The organism is Acinetobacter sp. CIP A162 (genome assembly GCF_000367905.1).
Lineage (GTDB): Bacteria > Pseudomonadota > Gammaproteobacteria > Pseudomonadales > Moraxellaceae > Acinetobacter > Acinetobacter lwoffii.
In genome coordinates this window covers 37382-55401 of the sequence record NZ_KB849156.1, presented here as the reverse complement: position 1 = coordinate 55401, position 18020 = coordinate 37382, and the positions used below count along the sequence as shown (strand labels likewise).

Sequence of the window (18020 nt, the reverse complement as noted above, 5' to 3'; positions counted from 1 at the left end):
TACGTAAAGACAGACGGAATAAGGATTTAATCATTAAGCAGCATTGGATGGCTGCGTCGGAGTAGGTTTGATTTCGCCCTTGTTTGCCTTTTGATGGCGCATACCATTGCGTAGCAGGATCAAACCAAATGGCAATATTTCCGCGACTCATGAGTGCTCGGTTATATGCGGGCCAATTGGTTGTGCGGTAGATTTTCTGTGTAGGCTTCTTCATTTGAAAATTATATCGCTGAAAAAGCCGTTACAGATAGGTTTGTGCAACAAAGCCGAAAGCATACTAAAAAGCTGAATAGCCTAAGCATTAATACAGTTCTAGATTTCGTCTGTGCTTCCCCCTTAATGATTAGAGATCAATTCTCTGTAGTCATGCACAGAACAATATTAGAATTACAGGGAATCTCTTGCATTGAAATTGAGCAAAGTCCTAAAGCAAAAAAACAAATAATAGCAAGCCGTTCCTTTGGCCAGAAAGTTTATAGCTGTGACGATCTTAAAGAAGCGATTACTCTTTATGTTCAAGATGCCGTAAGCCGTCTAAGAAGTGAAAATTTACTATGTGGCTGTATTATTAGTTTTGTGCAATCTAATCCATTTGATAGTTCTGAGCCTTTTTATAATAAATCTTTGTCTTACGCTTTACCCGATCCATCAGACAATAGTTTATTACTTTCTAAAATTGCTACCTCAATGATTGATCAGCTATACCAGAAGAATATTGGATTTAAAAAATGTGGAGTTATCCTCACTTGTCTTGAACCTAAAGCTACTCATATTTATGACCTGTTCACGGACATGAATAAGATAGAATCAAGTAATAAGCTTATGGATTCACTCGATGATATACAGAATAAATTTGGTAAGAGAAAAATAGGATTAGGTGCCAGTATGCTACCTGATAGAAATTGGAATATGTCACATAATAAGCTGTCTCCCAATTACTTTAAATGGGATCAACTTATGAGTGTTAAATAATTAGTCATGACTAAGACAATTTCTTTGCATGTAACTTGCCACTTGGCTAAAAGGAATAACAGGAATTGAAATTAAAATATGCAGCGTTTATAGCTCTTTTAATAGTAGTGTCTGTTATGGCCTTTAAACAGGTTTATAACCCTTACTTTGATCAAGAAAAAGAACTAAAGACTTTTAACTTTAATGGAAAAAAATTAACGGCTCTTTATCTGTATAGGGAACATGATCAAGAAATAGGATTTAAAGAAAATCCTTTATTAAAACCATTAGTTTTCACATGGAAAAAGCCAATTTATACCTGTTTTAATATGGTCAATGTACCTTATGATTTAGAAATATTTTTCTTTAATGCAAATAAAAAAATTATTGGGTCAACTGTAATGGAAAAGTTTTCCCAAAAGCAGTACTGCCCCAAAGAAAAGATTCAATTTGCATTAGAAAGATTAAAAATTTAGATTTTTCAATTTAGTCTTTAGTATGCCTAAAATTACTTGAATAGTAACTGCTTGGAAAAAGTATAAAATATGTCTTTAATGTCGATACTGAAATCTTCAGATCCTAAGTGCAAAGAAGTGAAAGAAATTATAAAAAGTGTCGCACCCCAAAAAAAAGATTTCAAAACTTACAGTGGTATTCCTCCTTTTACTAATTATGAAGTGATGAGTGAATATAAATTAACAAATAGTTATGATTCAGGCTTGGTTGGTACAGCATTTGACTACTTATCAAAAATAATTTGTGCTTACTACACGAATACTGAATTGAGTGCTAAAGAATTTGAGCAACCTCAAATTACTAGCTTTCTAGAGGAAACTAAAAACAAAAGCATTTTGATATTATATAAAAAAATGCAAAAGCACATAGATTCTTTACTAGCTAATAGATCAAACAATTTAGAAATAAGTGAAGATTTTATTGGTGGAATTATTCTCATGGCTAAATTGGAAAATCTATGGCGATCTGGATTTCTACCAGTAGCAACAAAGAAGGAAATACTAAAACCAACGGAGAAAATGGTTTACGAAGATATATCTTCCCTAGTCAAAAATTTTGATAATGTATTCATTAAGAATGGACTTATTAAGCCTGATAGTTTGATCACATACAATCCTAGATATTCTGCAAATATTCGTGTTGCACTAGGTGGGATAGATGCAGATATTTGTATTAATAAAACGCTGTATGACTATAAAACCACTATAAATCATGGATTTATGATCAAAGACAGTATGCAAATCACATCATATTACTTATTCTATTTAATGGATCGGATTATGTCGTCAACGGTGCAGATGCAACGACACAGAATAGAACGAATAGCATTATATAAAGCTAGGTTTGGCCAAATTGAATATTTTGATGTTAAGGATATGCCTGAAAAAGATTTAAAATATGCAATTTCTGAGCTTAATAGAATGTTTAAATTAGGTATGCCCGCTCAGAAAATTCAGGATTTTTAAAGGGCATTTAAGGCACAATAATGTGCCTGACCTTGTTATCTATCTTGCTCTTTCCCCTTGCTCTTTCCCTGCTGCGGATCTAGCTTATTAGGTTGAATCTGTGGCTGTGGCGTTGTTTTTTTCACTTCTACCTGTTTCCGTAAATAGTCCACTAGATCAACTGCTAGTTTCCTATCTTGCAGATCGGGTGACTGTGCTAGAGCTTTAGTAATTTCCTTGTAATGCGTCAATGCTTCTTTTTCTTGCTGTTTAGCTTTCTGCACACGGTCTGGACTGGCCTTATTTTTACCATATCGCTTAAACGATTTGCCTTGCTCTTTCATTTGTTTAACTGACTGTTTATCACTTCTATTTTTTTGCAGCCTAGCTATCCGTTTTGTCGCATTAGCTTCAATCCCTCTGGATCTTAGTTTTTCAGCAAAACTTTCTCGCCATTCCTGAAGGTCAGCCTTCCTAGTATTTAACCGATCCCCTTTTTCAGAAACAGCTTTAACAACAACATGCACATGCGGGTTTTCACTTGGATCTTTTGAAGGGTCATTGGTAAAGGTATGCTGCACCATCATATATTTATGGTCTTTAAAATGTTCCTCTGCAAATTCTTTTGCAGCATCATAAACGCCTTTTTCATCCGTACCTTTCGGCATAGATAACACAATATTAAAAGCCTGCTTATATTTAGATTCTTCATCAGAAATAGGTGTACCTGACATTTGCCAATCTTCAGCAGTATCTTCTATATCATCCTTACCATTAACTTTATTTCCGTCCTGATCAATTCCCTCTAATTGCCCATTCCGTGTGATATATCCCATGTGGGCTTTCACCTTCCCCATAGAATTACCTCCACCAGTAACCTTGACCATTACTTCAGGGGTCTTTTTACTAATTCTATCTAAAGTTGCTTTAACGCCATTTGGAGATGCTTTAGGGGCTGATTTAGCTGAATGGCCAGATCCATTTTTAGGCTTAGACAGGTCATTTAAAAAAGTATCTAAACTTTGGGTCTGATTAACACGCCTAACTTTAGATCCATTGAGTAGCTGCTCACCATGAGCAAGCAAGGTGCTTTGCACTTCTCTGGTAGTCTTACTGCTTCCGTTAGCCATTATTCCCACCTCTTTTTATTGCGCTCTAATACAGTGAAAACATGCCTAACTTGAGCTTTTACTAGCTGATGTACTCGCTCGACAAATTCTCTATCGTAAGATTCATAAATACCATGATTCATATTCTTAGCCATTTGGTTTAGGTTTCTACCAATCGCCAAAAGCTGACTATTTGATTCGCCAAGTTTAAGAGCTTCTTCTTGGCTAAAGAATATTGAATCTTTTGTGACATTAGCTGTTAAAACCGAAATGATATATTGATTCGGTTTCATGCCGACCTGTGCTGCTTTTTCATTAATTGCTTTCATCAAACTCGGTTTAAGCCGTAATTCTTTGCGTGATGTTTTTTCAAATACATCTATAACGTCTTGCGTTTTTTCTATTTCAGATAACTTTTCCTTGATCATTTTTTTGATCAGGTCATTTGGATCTACTTCTTCAAACTTAGCTAACTGATAGATTTTTTCGGCTAAGTCCCTTTCAAGATTCAAGGAAAAATCTTGTCCTGAATAATCTGGATCATTTTCTTTCTTATACGCATTTTCTAAAGCCCTCTGGAAAGGCTCACCTTTCTTGATTCCTTGCTTCTCACACTTAGCTTGCCACCAGTCATAAACGGCATTGCTAACCCTAAATTTTAAAACTTGATCCAAGTTTGATTTCGTCATGATTCCAGTACCTTTATCGAAAGTAATATTTTCGATAGCTATTCTGAAAGAATAGTATAACTTTAATTTGTGTCACAAATTAAAGTTTTTAACGGCTGTTGCCTATCCTGCCATAGATTATTTTTATTCATTTTTCCCTCTTTTTTCCTTAGTCATGACTAAGAGTAATAAAGCTAGGTAGTCGGGATAACCCGCCAAAAAAAACCTTGCATAAGCAAGGTTTTTTTCCATTGGTAGATTTATGCTTCTTGTAAATACTCGATTTCAAGGCTGCTGCAATCTACAGATACCTCTGTTCCATCTTCGTATTTGATCCATACAAAACCCAAAGAAGTAGGCTTTTTATTTAGCATCAGGTTCGCTTGTCGGCCGTCATGAATAACAACTAAAAGCGGTTTTTTGATTTTGTCTGGATCTTCTTCTTTAGCTTCTGGCTGCTCTTTCTGGTTCGATTGATCCATCAGTTTTTTAACTTCAGGTTCTTCAGTCGCTTCAGCTTGATCATTCCCCTCAAAATTGAAAGATTCATTATCATCAATAATGGCGGTTTGCTCTTGGCTTTCTTGCGCCTGTGGTTCTGATTCTGGATCTGCTTCAGTCGCTTCAGCTTGCTTAGGTTCTTTTAACTTTTTAGATAGAGCCTGTACTCTCGATCTGATAATGTCTTGACCATTCTCTAAAGATTCATCCACCCAAGCGCTTACTTCTTCAGGGAATGATTCCCAAAGTTTGCGTAAGTCATACAAAGTCTTTGGAGATTTAAAACCTGCATCATAAGCCTTAGATAAGCACTCTGGCATATCTACTAAAGCTAAGTGAGTAGAAATAAAAACAGGATCTTCATTTAACTTTTTAGCGATTACGTTTTTCTTTTCGCCTTGCTTAATTTTCTTTTGGATGAAAAGTGCAAGCTCAATAGGTGAATGGTTAAGGCGTTCTTTATTCTCCATGACCTGATCATAATCATCATGATCATTATCAACAAAAGCAGGGATAGCTTCCTTGCCGGCCATCACTGAAGCTCTAAAACGTCTAGCTCCATAATTGATAATCCACTTGCCTTGTTCTGTTGGATGGGGTTTAACACTAATAGGTGTTTTAACTCCACGAGCCTTGATGGACTCGACCATTTTTTGCATCTGATCTTCTGGAAACTCAACACGCGGCTGATCTGGATCTTCAAGAATATCTGTAAGTGGAATCTGTTTAGGTGTTCCGTCTGCTACTGGTGCAGGATTACCTAGATCAATACCTTCCAAAGCTGATAAATCTAACATTCCTTAAATCTCCATAAACTTGTTAATGCTTTCAAAAACTGTTTTTAATTCAGCCCATGCGGTAAAACCGCTAGTTTTACCCAATTTATTTGTAGGTATTCCTTGTGCTTGGGCTTCAGCGATTGCAGTCGTTTTTTTAACGAAAGCATAGCTACCGTCAGAGTTTTTGATCAGGTACTTTGAAAAATGCTGAACAATAGCTTTTAGGTTGTCTTTCTGGAATGGAGTGGGTTCAACAATATTCGGAAGGATGCCGATTAATTTTAAATTTGGGTTAAGCTTTTGATTAATCGCTTGGATCTGCTTGAGTAATCCACCGATGCCGTCAATAGCTTCCTGATTCAACTGAATTGGACTTAAAACATAGTCACTAACAATTAATGAAGCTACTTGGCGAATGTCGGGATTTGGATTGGTATCAATCAGGCAAACATCAAATAAAGAATCAACTGATTTTAAAAACTTCTGGTAATTGGTGGCAAAGTTGTTATGCAAAGTGCCATTTTTTTCTATAGCTGTTAATTCTGGTGTTGCTTGTACCAAAGTAAAGGCTTCAGGATTTGAAATAGTTTGATCTTCTTTGGTCAGTATATCGAAAGCAGATACATTAGCTACAGTCACAGCCCCGCCAGTAATCAATGCTTTTGTAGTGTTTTTCTGGTGGTCTAGATCAATGACTAATATGCGCAAGCCCAAAGAATTTAAATAGTGGGCATACTGGCAAATGATTGCAGATTTACCCACACCGCCCTTTTGATTTGAAGCAACAACTTTTTTCATAGTTTCACCTAGTTTAATGGCTTATTAAGGGTCGCCCTATTGCGTCCTTATGCTGTATATTTTAACGTCCACCTGTGGACATTGCAAGCATTTTCTTAGTCATGACTAAGTTTTTTATCATAAAAAAATCCTCCCATAAAGGGAGGACGTAAATTAAAAATCTTCAGGATAACCTATTGTTATAACTGGCTCTGCTTGATCTCCACCATGTACGTGCAATTCTAAAATATGATTTCTCTTGCGACCTGCGCCTGTGATAATCACATTAAAACGTACCGCACTTGGGCTTAGGTGTGTCTTATATGCTCGGCTCATCCATAAAATGTCATGAATAACGCCCTCTAAGTCATTAAGCCATTTTTCATTTTTTACAGCCTTATCAACTACCGCCCAAAGCGCAGAAGTGAAGCATATAGGATGCTTATAATGTTCTTTTGCCAGTCCATCTAATTTAGGACTAATAGAATTGATTGCGACTAAAAAACCATCTTCAATGGCTTGCTGACGTGTGTAAACTGAAATGTATTGTTCCATGATTTTTAACCTGTTTTATTTCAGGTCGCCCGATGCGTCCTGATAAAATCATTATATCAGTCCACCTGTGGACATTCAAGCAAAAACTTAGTCATGACTAATTTTTTATAGGGAAAATTGAGTAGAAAAATATCCGTTTTGATACCTGGCTAAACCGCTTTTCAAATGCTCTTATTTGCGATTCTTGGTCTACTGACAGCCTTTTTTATATATAAAGCTAGGGTTATCCCAGCACCATCCTAAACAGGCCAAAATAAGCGTATATAAAGCAGAACAGATAGACAATTTTTTATGTTTTTTTGCCAGCTAAAAACCAAAAAAATCGCCACTAAAAAAAACCTCCCATTGTGGGAGGTCTAGCTTAATCGGCTAAGTTATAAGTAATTCTGTAATCTTCAAAGTAACCATTTTCATTATCTCCCCTTCTGATTCTTTCAATATGAGTAACATTTTGAGCTACTCGGCAATTAATCATGATTTTTTCAATTTCTTGGAATAGTGTTTTTTCATCAAATATTGGAAACCAAATATTATTATTTGATCCAGTTAAAACCTTATGACTGCAAAAATGAATCAGTTTACCTGTAGGATAGTTTGTAAAGATTGCAACTATTGAAGCTCGCATATTAATACCCATTTTATTTCAGATCGCCCGATGCGTCCTGATGAAAAACATTATATCAGTCCACCTGTGGACATTCAAGAAAAAGTTTAGTCATGACTAAGAATATTAAAAAAAAGCCCCCTTTCGGGGACTTCTCCTTTAAGCAGTCAAAAGTTTTTTATCTTCTGCCATTCTGGTTTTTTTAACTTTCTGGCTGCCGTGTAAATCTCGCATTTGATCTAAGGTCATTCTGCCTCGACCATTTGATTTTTTACCAATGAAAACCCATTTACATTGCACTCGATTCCAGACAAAACCCGCTTCTTTTAATTTGTCTTTGTGCTGCTTAGTATCACCAAAAACCCAAACCCAAACGCCAATAATTTCAATATCTAAACCATCCAGATTAATAATTGCATCAATAGCCTGTTTTACTTTTTTCTCAACTTCAGAGTGTTCTGAACGGCTTGACCAGAAACCACGCCCATTTTCGGAACTATCTTGATACTGATCTTTTGATGCTTCATTAATAATGCGATTTAAAAGCTGTTCATATTCGCTATTAATCTCCTGCATAACTTCGGTTTTACCGCCACGATCAGGATGATTTTTGAAAGCTAGTTTTTTGTACTGAAGTTTTAACTCGTCTAATGATGTAACTGATGAAAAATGTTTCATGTTTAAATACCTGTTTTATTTCAGGTCGCCCAATGCGTCCTGATAAAATCATTATATCAGCCCACCTGTGGACATTCAAGCAAAAACTTAGTCATGACTAATTTTTTTAAATGATATAAATTTATAAAAAATAATTAGTTAAGTATTCTGTCTGGTCTGCTTTTCTAATGCTTATATTTACGTTTCTTAGGCTGCTGATAGCCTTTTTTCATCTTATTTCTGGCTACTCCACATCAAACTCACCAACACGCTAAAATGAGCTTAAAACACACAAGATGAAAAATCTTTTTCCCTTAGTCATGACTAAGAAATTATAAAAAAATCCCCTTTTCGGGGATCTCTTTTAAATTGGACAAGAATTAAAAATTATATGGAATGGATCATTCCTATAAGCTGTCACTCTATATGCTTTAAGGCGTTTTTTAGTGTATGGCTCAAAGGTCACTAAAAAGTGTGAGAATAGCCCACCTCCCAACTGTTCAGGTAGCATGAACATTTCAAAGTTAAAACCTCCATACGTGCGGGCAGGGGGAAGAATATTAAACATTTCATCATATTCAGTTAGTGAAATTTCAATCGGTTCTAAATAGTTATTCTCTTTCTGAAAGAAATCTTTTTCAGTCATAACTGAAGCAGCAGCAAAGCTTTCTCCATAACTGTTTTGTAATTCTAGTATTAATTGACCTACATTCTTTTTAGTAAGACAGCAAACATATTGTTCATTAAGATTGTCTAAGTAGCCAAAAAAATGGACTGATTCAACTTCAGATTTCTTTAATGTATATACTAAAACTAAATCCTGATTCATAACTAAATACCTGTTTTATTTCAGGTCGCCCGATGCGTCCTGATAAAAATCATTATACCAGTCCACCTGTGGACATTCAAGCAATAGCTTAGTCATGACTAAGAAATATAACAATGTTTAGTTAAGATCCCTAGAAGGTATATCAGAGCAAAGTGTCTACTTTGCGAACTGAAGCAATCAGTTAAATTTTCTCTTCCCTGATTACCGTTGCAAGGGGCAAGCGAAGACGACAAAATCTGTGATTTTGTCGAGCTGACCGCAGCACCGCAACTGCTCCCATTTGTTCCAGTAGCGGTATATACAAAGCTATTCCGGAGGGTAGCGACCAGATAGCATAGAAAAATAAAAAATGTAGGGATAAGTAAGGCAAAAACTAAATTCTTAAAAACTTATCAGACTGGATTTATTAGCAAAATATTACAGGTTTGGCCAAATCCTGGGAAACATTAAGTTATTGTTTTTATTATATGGGGGTAAATTAATATTCTAAAAAGATGGCAAAATATTCCACTTAGGCTAAACGCAAATATTTAGTCATGACTAAGGTATCAATCAGCTAATTATTAAATTTTACTATTTGAATGCGAATAGAAAAGATACTTTTTATAGGACTTACGCACTATTATTTATAGATTTTCTGTGGCAGCAGATGATTCTTATCGAGAATAAATTCATCAATAAAGTTCTTGATAATTGGTCTAAATAATTTCTTCTGCCAACGATATACATTTTCAAAGATCCGCTCAAACTGGTTCTTTTGTATCTCAACATAGGCCATCAAGGCTGAGAAAATATGATTCAAAATCAGCTTGGATCGTCTTACTTGAAACTTTTCAATATGACAAACCTGTTTAATTACTCGATGATATTGTTCTATTTTCCAATGACTTGAATGTAATTCATAAAAACCATCAAAGGACAATAAATCATCTTCATCTTGATGCACAATATAAAATCTCTGCTGTTCTTTTAACTGAGTCTTAAATAATTGTACAAAGCCAACATCTTTGAGCCAGACCACTTGACCCTGATGAAAATTCGGCAATAAACGGAGTTGAAACCATTGTCCTTTTTCAGGGGAAACCTTACGGTTACTGTCGACACCAAACATAAATCGAATACCATGTTTTCTTATGGTTTTTAGATTTTCAGTCGATGAATACCAACTATCACCTGTAATGAATTGAATCTTTGCACCCCAATCGAGTACTTCACTTAACATCTCCATAAAGTAATCATTCTTGGTTTTACTTTCTGACTTATCATAAATTCGAAAATTAATTGGAATATTTTTGCCATGTTGATCTGTCGCATACAAGGTAATGAGATTAATACCCTTGACGGATCGGTGGTGTTTACCTGACCAAAAATAGCTAACTAAGTCCATATGTTGACTATATGGCTTATCTAAAACAGTATCATCAATACTGACTATAAGTTTATTATTATCAATGTGTTGAATTGCTTCTTGATATAGATCGTGAGCTGTGTAGTCTTCACGCTCCAAAAAGCGATTTACACTGTCATGCGAGATATTATAAGTCTCGGCAAGTTGTGTGCAGCTAATAGAGTTTGGTTCTGTCATGAGAAAGCCCATATAAATGGGTAATGTACAAGTTGCTGTAGAAGCATGTTTAGTTCGTCTGATCACAGATACGTTATAAAGTAGTTTGAGACTTTTTTAAATCCGTCAATGCGTAAGTCCTATTTTTATATAGATTAATAAGAATTTTTGAAGGTTTTAAATTAAACCTCCATATTGTCTTAAATTAGCGAAGTCTGTTTAAGACAATATGGAGGGTATGCTTTTTAAATATTAATCCTGATCGTCCTTCTTATCATTATTGCTACTAGTAATAATCCCTCGTTTTGCCTGTAACCAGAAGTAATAGTCCATATCTATTGGCTTATGTGCATTAAGCTTATCTAACTTTTCAGTTAATAGAGTTCGCATGATTACTTTAGAAGTATCCTCGTCTAAATTACCTAAGAAATATCCATAATCTAGTAAAAATTCTTCGCAATTTACTAAGGTGCTAATTTGTTTCGGAGATACCTTTACTGGTGGTTTGAAATGCTTAATCCGATCAGGTGCTTTAAAGTGTGATCCATCATCACTAAATGGAATCGCAGCAGCCAGATAACCCTTTTTCATTTTATCTATAAATTTAAGGTGTCCTTGCTCTTTATATTCAGTTTTCAAGTTAAACATAAACTTAATAGCAACTACTTCCTTTCCGTTTTTTACGTTCTCAAATTTAACATTAATATTGCTAAGTTCGTTAATTTCATCTTGAGCCACATTTAAAACACGGCTTTTAAAATTGGCCAGCTCTTTATATTTATCCTCACATTCAAGCATCCATCTTAATTCTTCCAGATCAATAGTGACCTCTGATGTGCGCCACATATAGCTCATTAAGATCCGATACAAGCGAAGGGAATAGCTCGAATTAAATAAGATAATATGCTTCAGTTCATGGCTACTAAATGATTTAGTTTTTTCATCTACTTTTTTAACTAAGTCATAAAAATACTCAAAAAATTCTTTTGCAAATCTGACCTTTATACATTTACTTACTTTGTCATAATGGCAATAAGTCATCATCGGAACTTTAGCAGGTTCATCAGATAAACCATCTTTAACCAACATTGTTGGGTTATCAAATTTTGTATAAATACGTTTTAAAGCGGTTTCCGCATTTCTCTGAATTTCACGTTTATCTGTTGTTGTAAGTACTTCCTTTCTGGCCATTGGAGAAGTCAATTCTCCAAAGTTTTCGCTGCTCACATAAATAAAATCGTCATGAGTAATTGAGGTATTATTTTTTAGCTCATTCTTTCTAACGATGATCATTGCACAGTACATAAGCTTCTCAAGATTGAGATCAATGCTATATCTGGCTGTAGGGAAATCATTGCGGGTCACAACTAAATCGGTCAATTTTGCCCTTGTATTAGATTGGGTATAGTCCTCTAAACCTTGTGAACCAATAATTTTCTGCATTATTTTGTAAATCCGTTATATCTATTAAGATCATTATAACTATACAAGTACCTTTATCAAGTATAGTTATTTAATAACTTTTTAATCTATTGTTTTTTAATATAAAAAATATAAAAAGTCTTTTAAATACCTCTATAACCCTATAGTAGTATAAAAAAATAAATATATTTTATTATTATCTATTTTGTTTTATTTCAATTACTTACGATGCGACAAAACGTATGGCTATTTTTAAAACAAATCCCTGATAAAAAATAATCAATTTTAGATATTTAAATAAAATTATTACATATCATATACTTAGGTTGCGACAAAACGTATAGTTATGGTTTTAAGCCTATACAAATTTCTTCTTTTACCCCAAACAATAAAAATAGCTCTTAAATTTAATTATCTATATAAAACAATGATTTATTATATATATAAGAATCTAGTTAATTCCTGAAAAATATATATAATCGTATTCAGTAAGCATAATTGCAGGTTTGCGACAAAACGTATAGTTATGCGCGGAAGTTGCGACAAAACGTATAGTTTTGGGAGTACAAAATAGGTTAAGGCTAAAAAATACGCAAAAATATAATAAGTTAGAGTTAAAAGCCTAATTAATTACTGATTTTTAAGCAAAATTTAGCTATTTTTTGTATGCTGTTGATAAATCTGTGGATTATCTGCGACAAAACGTATAGGTATGTGACAAAACGTATAGTTATAGCGACAAAACGTATAGTTATAGCGACAAAATGTATAGTTGTAGCGACAAAACGTATAGTTGTAGCGACAAAACGTATAGTTATGAACTTATAAGCTTATGTTTTACAAACAGAAATTAATGCTCTTAAACTGTTCTAAACACTCCTAAACTTTAATTAAACTCTTTTTAAATCTGATTCTAGTTTTTTTAAAAAGTTTTTAGAAATGTTTAGAAGATTATTAAAGTGATATTTACATGACAAAAAAGGGAAGGGATCTAAAAAAATATAAGTTTTGATATATACAAACTTTTTAAAAAAGTTTTAACTTTTTTGTTAAAGTTTAAAACTTTTTCATATATATTAAAATTGTTTAAAAATAATTGGTGTTTTTGTGTCTTTTACACACAGTAACACTTCAGTTACATTTTTAAATTAATTATATTTTGTAAGAATCCGCACTTCACTTTCAAAAAACTAGGAATCTTGCAGAAATGGCTTTAACCATGAATGACTTGAAAACAGTCGATGACTTCAATGCCAATAACTATGGTGTTGAAATTGGTATGAATGAACAGTTCCAATATTTCGTGACTGTAAAAGTAAATAATGTTGATCATGTTATTCATACCGCATCAGGAAAAATTCGATTCACACGGAATTTACCCTTCTTGATTCAAGAGATTTGTTCAATGTGCAGTAATGCCAAAACAATATCTCTAAACTTTGAAGGCAAGTTATTCGTACTGGAAAACTCATTTAAATAGAGCGACTACTTGTGTATAAAAAATTTATTTTAGGTTTAACCTTAGCTAGTGCTTCTGCCTTAGTTGCAGCTAAAGACGAAAATTATGGCTGTCGTGCTTTTATGTGCTTTGCTGGCGGTCTTAATATTTCTGAATGTCAGTCTACAATTCGTGACGTAAAAAAAGATTTGGCTAAAGGTAAAGGCTTTCCTCATTGTTCTTTCGTTAGCAGTAATCAAGACGGATCTGTTGGAGGTGGAGAAGGGCAACCTAAAATTTCATCTTATACAAATAATAAAAGAGTTTATCTTTATGTAGATGACAAGTTAGTTACTACAGTGAAAAAGTCCTAAGTTTTTGCAAGAAAAAAAGCCTGATTTAATCAGGCTTTTTTTCTTGTAATTGTTTATAAAAAATTCTCAAAACTTCTTTGACGGCTACACTTTTTCCTTGTTTTTCCCCGCCATAAATATCTTTTAAGTATTCCAAGGCTTCCAGTGCTTCAACATCTTCAGGAACATCCATATTGAAATAAACTGAAAGTGGAGTTTTGGTTGAAGCCTTTTTTCTATATCTTTTTCTACGATCTACTACCTTTTGTGCTGTTTCTGTTTCTTCAGTCATAACTTATCCTATTTAATGAATGTCCACAGGTGGATATTAAGTCCTTTTCAAATAATTTACTACTTTATCTGTTCGCCACCCTGCGGGATGGCTTTGTATATCCCGCTACTGGAACAGATGGGAGTAGTTGCGGTACTGCGGTCAGCTCGACAAAACCACAGATTTTGTTGGCTTCGCTTGCCCCTTGCAACAGTAATCAGGGAGGGGAAATTAACATATTGCACCAGTTCGCAAAATAGACACTTTGCTCTGAGATACCTTTAGGGGGCTGGATTAGATAGGTAATATAGATGCCTGGATAAACGCTGCAGCTTTTATCCAGGCATCGAGGTTTTTAGTCATGACTAAAACAGATTTTAGCTAAAAGATTTAAATTTATTTAAATTCTTTAAAAAAACTTTACCAAGATTACCTAAATTGATGATAATGCACCTTTGTTACGGGTGTTTTAAAAGGTTTTATGGATGACTGATTTTATAAATATTGATCCTGATTTTTCTATTTCAGAGGTGGTGCTTGAGGAATCTAATAAACAAGAATTTATTAAAGAGTTAATTATTAATGAATTTGAGGGTGGATTTTTTATTACAGCAAAACTGGCATGGTCAGGCCAAAAGGTTTGGACTTTAACAACAAGACGAGAAAAAGATAAAGCTAGGATCTTTAAGGATCTGACTAGGCTTAATGATTTCTTGAAAGAAAAAATTTATACAGAAGAAGTAAAAATAATAAGAATCAAGTAAAAAAATACAAAATCCATTTCCAATATGATATATTTTGGATAATTTACTTTAAAGCTCTGAGAAGATATTTAAGAAAATGGCTATAAGTTTATATAAATATGGAAATTTTTTAAAATTTTTTCTAGTTATTTCATGTGTTTATCTTGTGTGCTTCATGCCACAAGATGCACTGCTTTTAGAAATCCTTGTAGATTTCACTAAATTTCAAGTAGTTGCTTTCTTATATTCATCTTTTCTTTGTGGGCTTTCGAGTTTCCTAAATTTCACAATTTGGAAATAACCCATGAATCTTGTAATCGTTGAATCTCCTAACAAATGTTCAAAAATTGGAAGTTATTTAGGATCTAATTTTAAAGTTGTGGCCAGTGTTGGCCATGTTCGGGATCTACCAAGAAAAGGCTTAGGTATTGATATAGCCAATGATTTTGCAATGGAATATTCATTTATTCCTGATGCTAAAGTTAATGACAGAACTTTTGACGGTGGCGAAAAACGTATTGAAAAAATAAGAGCCTTTTTGAATAAAGCAGACAAGATTTATTTAGCTACCGATCCAGACAGGGAAGGTGAAGCTATTTCATGGCATTTAAAAGAATGTTTAGGTCTGGAAGATGGTCAATTTGAACGAATAGAATTTAATGAGATTTCAGAAAAAGCTATTAGAGAAGCCATTAATAATGGGCGTGGTTTAGATTATCAGCTTGTATATGCTCAAGAAGCACGTAGGGCTTTAGATCGTCTGGTGGGCTATCTAGTTTCCCCTATTGCATCTAATCTTATGGGGCAGACTTCATCTGCGGGGCGGGTACAATCTCCTGCTGTTTTAATCGTTGTCCTTAAAGAAATCGAAATCCTGAAATTCAAAGTTACTAACCACTTTGGCGTTAATTTGAGTTTTGATAAAGAGCCTAAAAAATGGATCTCGCAATGGGTTACAACGGATTTTGTAACTGAGGATCAGCCTTATATTTTAGATCGTTCCTTAGCTGAAGAAGTTGCAAAAACTAAGAAAGTTAAAGTTTTAAACTGCACTGAAAAAACAGAGTATTCAAATGCTCCTTCTCCGTTCTCTACAGCCCTACTTTTACAAGCTGCTAGTGTAGCTTTAGGCTTTAGCCCTCAACAAACGACCAAAGCAGCACAGGCATTATTTGAACAGGGGGCAATTACTTACATTCGGACTGACGGCCTAAATATAGCTGATGAAAGTGTAGAAGAAATCTTTGCTTATGCTAATGAACATCAATTTTCTTTACCTGAAAAGCCTAATAAGTTTAAGGAAAAAGATGGGGCGCAAAATGCACATGAAGCAATCCGACCTGTTCACATAACTGATAAAGATCTAGGAAATTCACCAGAACAAAAAGCTTTATATCAATTGATTTGGGAACGTACTATTTCAAGTCAATTGGCCAAAGCTGAATATAAAGCCGTTACTTTGGAATTACTGTCTGAAGATGGAAAATATAAGTTCCATGCTAAAAGCCGTGAGTTAATAAAAAAAGGGTGGATGGTTTTTGGGAAAGACTGCCTGAATGAAGATGAAAACGAGCCTTCAGGCGTGGTGCCGGTCTTAGAAGTTGGTTCTGTAGTTGATGTTAAAAGCGGTGAAGTTATTGCAAAACAAACCAAGCCACCAAAACGCTATACAGAAGCTTCACTAATTAAAAAATTGGAAAGCTGCGGGATTGGTCGCCCCTCTACTTATTCATCAATCATGGCCAATATTCTGAATAAGGGCTTTTTAGAGGTAGAAAAGAAAGTCTTAAAACCCACTAAATTAGGGAATGATCTAATTGGTAGTCTGTTAAAAGCTAAGTTTAGCTTTCTGGATCTGCACTATTCAAAAGAGATGGAGTTGCAGCTAGATAAAATTGCATCTGGTGAAACTTCATATAATTCGGTTGTTTCTGCCTTATACACTCAACTTGCTCAAGAGCTAAGTACAGCTTCAAAACTGACAGCTATAAACGCAATACCTTGTCCAAAGTGTAAGAGCCAGTTAAAAAAATTTAAGAATACTAAAACCAATCAATTTTTTTGGATTTGTAGCAATGAGGACTGTAAGCACTCGATGGATGACGACAAGGGTAAACCAGTCGAAAAAGTTATTCATTCATGCCCTAAATGTAAAACAGGTCGCTTAAATAAATTCCAAAATTCGCAAACTAAAGAATTTTTTTGGATCTGCAATGATCAGGAATGTAAGCACTCGATGGATAACAAGAAAGGTCAGCCAGTAGAGAAAATCAAATATCCTTGCCCTAAATGCTCAACGCCATTATTCAGATCCAAAAAAGAAGGTAAAGATCCGATCTGGTTCTGTCCTAATCGGGAAACAGATTGCAAAGTCTTTTTGCCTGAAGTTAATAAAAAGCCACTTCTTGAAGTCTATTCATGTCCTCAATGTGCCAGTGATTTAAGACGGATCAATGGGGCAAATGGCTATTTTTGGGGGTGTACCAACTATAAAAATGGGTGCTCCGCTACTTACCCAGATCAAAAAGGTAAGCCAAAATTTGAGGTGAAAAAGTAATGATTGATTTCGTAGTTTTGGCACAACAATGTGCGCCACAAGTTGATGTAAATATTGCGTCTGCAATTGTTAAATCTGAATCCTCATTTAATCCTTTTGCGATAGGGGTTAATCGTGCCGCAGGTCTTAAAAAACAGCCGACTAGCTATGAAGAAGCTGTATCTCTGGCCAAAAGATTAATTAGCCAGGGACGAAATATTGATGTTGGTTTTGCTCAAATTAATAGTGCTAATTTCAAAAGACTAAATCTTAGTGTCGAGCAAGTTTTTGATCCCTGCACTAATCTAAGCGCAATGCAATTTATCTTTAACGACTGCCGAAATAGGGCAAAAGGCAAAGATATTTATAAAGCTATGTCTTGCTATAACACTGGCAACCATTCATCAGGATTTAGAAATGGGTATGTAGCGAAAGTATCAAGAAATTTGAATTATTTTGCTAATGGTTCACTCAATACCATGCCTGTAAAATTCAATCCTCCTTCACCTCCTATGAATAGCTCGGAACAGCTTGCATATTTTGCTACTAATGCAGATATGCCTAACTCCAGTGGATATACCGAAAATACAGAACTTCAAAGCCTTCCAGTAGTGGAGAAACGGCCTTCATTTTTCTTAACTAACGGTACAGACTTTAAAGAAAAAGAAAAAAGTTTAAAATCTTCTATGGTCTTTTAAAATATTTTCAAAAAGTTTAAAACTTAGTGTAATATATTAAATATCTAGTACCAATGAACAATATTTGATTTTCCAAAAATATTGTTCTTGGTGCTTAATGCGCTA

Annotated in this window: 19 protein-coding genes and 1 pseudogene; 8 read left to right on the top strand and 12 right to left on the bottom strand. The window is 34.4% G+C overall.

Annotated elements, in window-relative coordinates:
- On the bottom strand, nucleotides 1-214 hold a 214-nt coding region (locus F995_RS16200), incomplete at its 3' end, for a transposase (RefSeq protein WP_171062276.1).
- Nucleotides 215-267: 53 nt separating this feature from the next.
- Here F995_RS16200 and F995_RS00310 point away from each other — a divergent pair.
- The 3 genes and pseudogenes from F995_RS00310 to F995_RS00300 all read left to right on the top strand — a co-directional run.
- Nucleotides 268-972: pseudogene (locus F995_RS00310) on the top strand (DUF4113 domain-containing protein); the annotation flags it as partial.
- A 116-nt stretch (nucleotides 973-1088) separates the two neighbouring features.
- On the top strand, nucleotides 1089-1427 hold the full coding sequence (locus tag F995_RS00305) for a DUF192 domain-containing protein (protein ID WP_004644788.1): 339 nt from the start codon (nucleotides 1089-1091) through the stop codon (nucleotides 1425-1427).
- A 69-nt stretch (nucleotides 1428-1496) separates the two neighbouring features.
- Complete coding sequence (locus tag F995_RS00300) at nucleotides 1497-2432, top strand: hypothetical protein (RefSeq protein ID WP_004644787.1); 936 nt, start codon at nucleotides 1497-1499, stop codon at nucleotides 2430-2432.
- A gap of 35 nt (nucleotides 2433-2467) precedes the next feature.
- On the opposite strand, the gene F995_RS00295 is transcribed toward F995_RS00300, so the two are convergent.
- The 10 genes from F995_RS00295 to F995_RS00250 form a co-directional block, all read right to left on the bottom strand.
- Nucleotides 2468-3541 (bottom strand): relaxase/mobilization nuclease domain-containing protein, encoded by a 1074-nt coding sequence (locus tag F995_RS00295; protein ID WP_004644785.1) that lies wholly within the window; start codon nucleotides 3539-3541, stop codon nucleotides 2468-2470.
- Nucleotides 3541-4209, bottom strand: a complete 669-nt coding sequence (locus tag F995_RS00290) for a plasmid mobilization protein (protein WP_004644784.1) — start codon at nucleotides 4207-4209, stop codon at nucleotides 3541-3543. Before F995_RS00290 ends, F995_RS00295 begins: the two co-directional genes overlap by 1 nt.
- 239 nt (nucleotides 4210-4448) lie before the next feature.
- The gene (locus tag F995_RS00285; protein WP_004644783.1) at nucleotides 4449-5486 is read right to left on the bottom strand and encodes a ParB/RepB/Spo0J family partition protein; all 1038 of its coding nucleotides are present in this window, start codon (nucleotides 5484-5486) and stop codon (nucleotides 4449-4451) included.
- A gap of 3 nt (nucleotides 5487-5489) precedes the next feature.
- Nucleotides 5490-6266 carry a ParA family protein gene (locus F995_RS00280; protein WP_004644782.1) on the bottom strand — a complete coding sequence of 259 codons (777 nt, stop codon included), beginning with the start codon at nucleotides 6264-6266 and terminating at the stop codon, nucleotides 5490-5492.
- A 153-nt stretch (nucleotides 6267-6419) separates the two neighbouring features.
- The gene (locus F995_RS00275; protein WP_004644781.1) at nucleotides 6420-6800 is read right to left on the bottom strand and encodes a DUF6573 family protein; all 381 of its coding nucleotides are present in this window, start codon (nucleotides 6798-6800) and stop codon (nucleotides 6420-6422) included.
- Nucleotides 6801-7161: 361 nt separating this feature from the next.
- Complete coding sequence (locus F995_RS00270; RefSeq protein WP_016807023.1) at nucleotides 7162-7437, bottom strand: hypothetical protein; 276 nt, start codon at nucleotides 7435-7437, stop codon at nucleotides 7162-7164.
- 126 nt (nucleotides 7438-7563) lie between these two features.
- The gene (locus F995_RS00265) at nucleotides 7564-8082 is read right to left on the bottom strand and encodes a hypothetical protein (protein WP_004644780.1); all 519 of its coding nucleotides are present in this window, start codon (nucleotides 8080-8082) and stop codon (nucleotides 7564-7566) included.
- A gap of 343 nt (nucleotides 8083-8425) precedes the next feature.
- Nucleotides 8426-8890 carry a hypothetical protein gene (locus F995_RS00260; protein WP_004644779.1) on the bottom strand — a complete coding sequence of 155 codons (465 nt, stop codon included), beginning with the start codon at nucleotides 8888-8890 and terminating at the stop codon, nucleotides 8426-8428.
- A gap of 622 nt (nucleotides 8891-9512) precedes the next feature.
- The gene (locus F995_RS00255) at nucleotides 9513-10541 is read right to left on the bottom strand and encodes an IS701 family transposase (RefSeq protein WP_080591875.1); all 1029 of its coding nucleotides are present in this window, start codon (nucleotides 10539-10541) and stop codon (nucleotides 9513-9515) included.
- Nucleotides 10542-10706: 165 nt separating this feature from the next.
- Nucleotides 10707-11897: a replication initiation protein gene (locus F995_RS00250; RefSeq protein WP_004644776.1), complete on the bottom strand. Its 1191-nt coding sequence runs from the start codon at nucleotides 11895-11897 to the stop codon at nucleotides 10707-10709.
- Nucleotides 11898-13083: 1186 nt separating this feature from the next.
- Here F995_RS00250 and F995_RS00245 point away from each other — a divergent pair.
- Both F995_RS00245 and F995_RS00240 read left to right on the top strand, forming a co-directional pair.
- Nucleotides 13084-13356: a hypothetical protein gene (locus tag F995_RS00245; RefSeq protein ID WP_004644775.1), complete on the top strand. Its 273-nt coding sequence runs from the start codon at nucleotides 13084-13086 to the stop codon at nucleotides 13354-13356.
- A gap of 11 nt (nucleotides 13357-13367) precedes the next feature.
- Complete coding sequence (locus F995_RS00240; protein ID WP_004644774.1) at nucleotides 13368-13688, top strand: hypothetical protein; 321 nt, start codon at nucleotides 13368-13370, stop codon at nucleotides 13686-13688.
- A 25-nt stretch (nucleotides 13689-13713) separates the two neighbouring features.
- Here the strand turns inward: F995_RS00240 and F995_RS00235 are convergent, their stop codons facing one another.
- Nucleotides 13714-13959, bottom strand: a complete 246-nt coding sequence (locus F995_RS00235) for a hypothetical protein (RefSeq protein WP_004644773.1) — start codon at nucleotides 13957-13959, stop codon at nucleotides 13714-13716.
- Nucleotides 13960-14423: 464 nt separating this feature from the next.
- Here F995_RS00235 and F995_RS00230 point away from each other — a divergent pair, with 464 nt between their 5' ends.
- From F995_RS00230 to F995_RS00220, 3 genes are all read left to right on the top strand, one after another.
- Complete coding sequence (locus F995_RS00230; RefSeq protein WP_004644772.1) at nucleotides 14424-14702, top strand: hypothetical protein; 279 nt, start codon at nucleotides 14424-14426, stop codon at nucleotides 14700-14702.
- 283 nt (nucleotides 14703-14985) lie between these two features.
- The gene (gene topA / locus F995_RS00225) at nucleotides 14986-17238 is read left to right on the top strand and encodes a type I DNA topoisomerase (RefSeq protein ID WP_004644771.1); all 2253 of its coding nucleotides are present in this window, start codon (nucleotides 14986-14988) and stop codon (nucleotides 17236-17238) included.
- Nucleotides 17238-17915 (top strand): lytic transglycosylase domain-containing protein, encoded by a 678-nt coding sequence (locus tag F995_RS00220; RefSeq protein WP_004644770.1) that lies wholly within the window; start codon nucleotides 17238-17240, stop codon nucleotides 17913-17915. The genes topA and F995_RS00220 overlap by 1 nt, the downstream gene beginning before the upstream one ends.
- Nucleotides 17916-18020: the final 105 nt, after the last annotated feature.

What these genes read in the sequence shown, in the direction of transcription:
- F995_RS00235 (WP_004644773.1), bottom strand. Translation starts at nt 13,959, where the DNA reads ATGACTGAAGAAACAGAAACAGCACAAAAGGTAGTAGATCGTAGAAAA.
- topA (WP_004644771.1), top strand. Translation starts at nt 14,986, where the DNA reads ATGAATCTTGTAATCGTTGAATCTCCTAACAAATGTTCAAAAATTGGA.
- F995_RS00220 (WP_004644770.1), top strand. Translation starts at nt 17,238, where the DNA reads ATGATTGATTTCGTAGTTTTGGCACAACAATGTGCGCCACAAGTTGAT.
- F995_RS00295 (WP_004644785.1), bottom strand. Translation starts at nt 3,541, where the DNA reads ATGGCTAACGGAAGCAGTAAGACTACCAGAGAAGTGCAAAGCACCTTG.
- F995_RS00260 (WP_004644779.1), bottom strand. Translation starts at nt 8,890, where the DNA reads ATGAATCAGGATTTAGTTTTAGTATATACATTAAAGAAATCTGAAGTT.
- F995_RS00265 (WP_004644780.1), bottom strand. Translation starts at nt 8,082, where the DNA reads ATGAAACATTTTTCATCAGTTACATCATTAGACGAGTTAAAACTTCAG.
- F995_RS00270 (WP_016807023.1), bottom strand. Translation starts at nt 7,437, where the DNA reads ATGGGTATTAATATGCGAGCTTCAATAGTTGCAATCTTTACAAACTAT.
- F995_RS00250 (WP_004644776.1), bottom strand. Translation starts at nt 11,897, where the DNA reads ATGCAGAAAATTATTGGTTCACAAGGTTTAGAGGACTATACCCAATCT.
- F995_RS00275 (WP_004644781.1), bottom strand. Translation starts at nt 6,800, where the DNA reads ATGGAACAATACATTTCAGTTTACACACGTCAGCAAGCCATTGAAGAT.
- F995_RS00280 (WP_004644782.1), bottom strand. Translation starts at nt 6,266, where the DNA reads ATGAAAAAAGTTGTTGCTTCAAATCAAAAGGGCGGTGTGGGTAAATCT.
- F995_RS00305 (WP_004644788.1), top strand. Translation starts at nt 1,089, where the DNA reads ATGGCCTTTAAACAGGTTTATAACCCTTACTTTGATCAAGAAAAAGAA.
- F995_RS00245 (WP_004644775.1), top strand. Translation starts at nt 13,084, where the DNA reads ATGGCTTTAACCATGAATGACTTGAAAACAGTCGATGACTTCAATGCC.
- F995_RS00230 (WP_004644772.1), top strand. Translation starts at nt 14,424, where the DNA reads ATGACTGATTTTATAAATATTGATCCTGATTTTTCTATTTCAGAGGTG.
- F995_RS00300 (WP_004644787.1), top strand. Translation starts at nt 1,497, where the DNA reads ATGTCTTTAATGTCGATACTGAAATCTTCAGATCCTAAGTGCAAAGAA.
- F995_RS00290 (WP_004644784.1), bottom strand. Translation starts at nt 4,209, where the DNA reads ATGACGAAATCAAACTTGGATCAAGTTTTAAAATTTAGGGTTAGCAAT.
- F995_RS00285 (WP_004644783.1), bottom strand. Translation starts at nt 5,486, where the DNA reads ATGTTAGATTTATCAGCTTTGGAAGGTATTGATCTAGGTAATCCTGCA.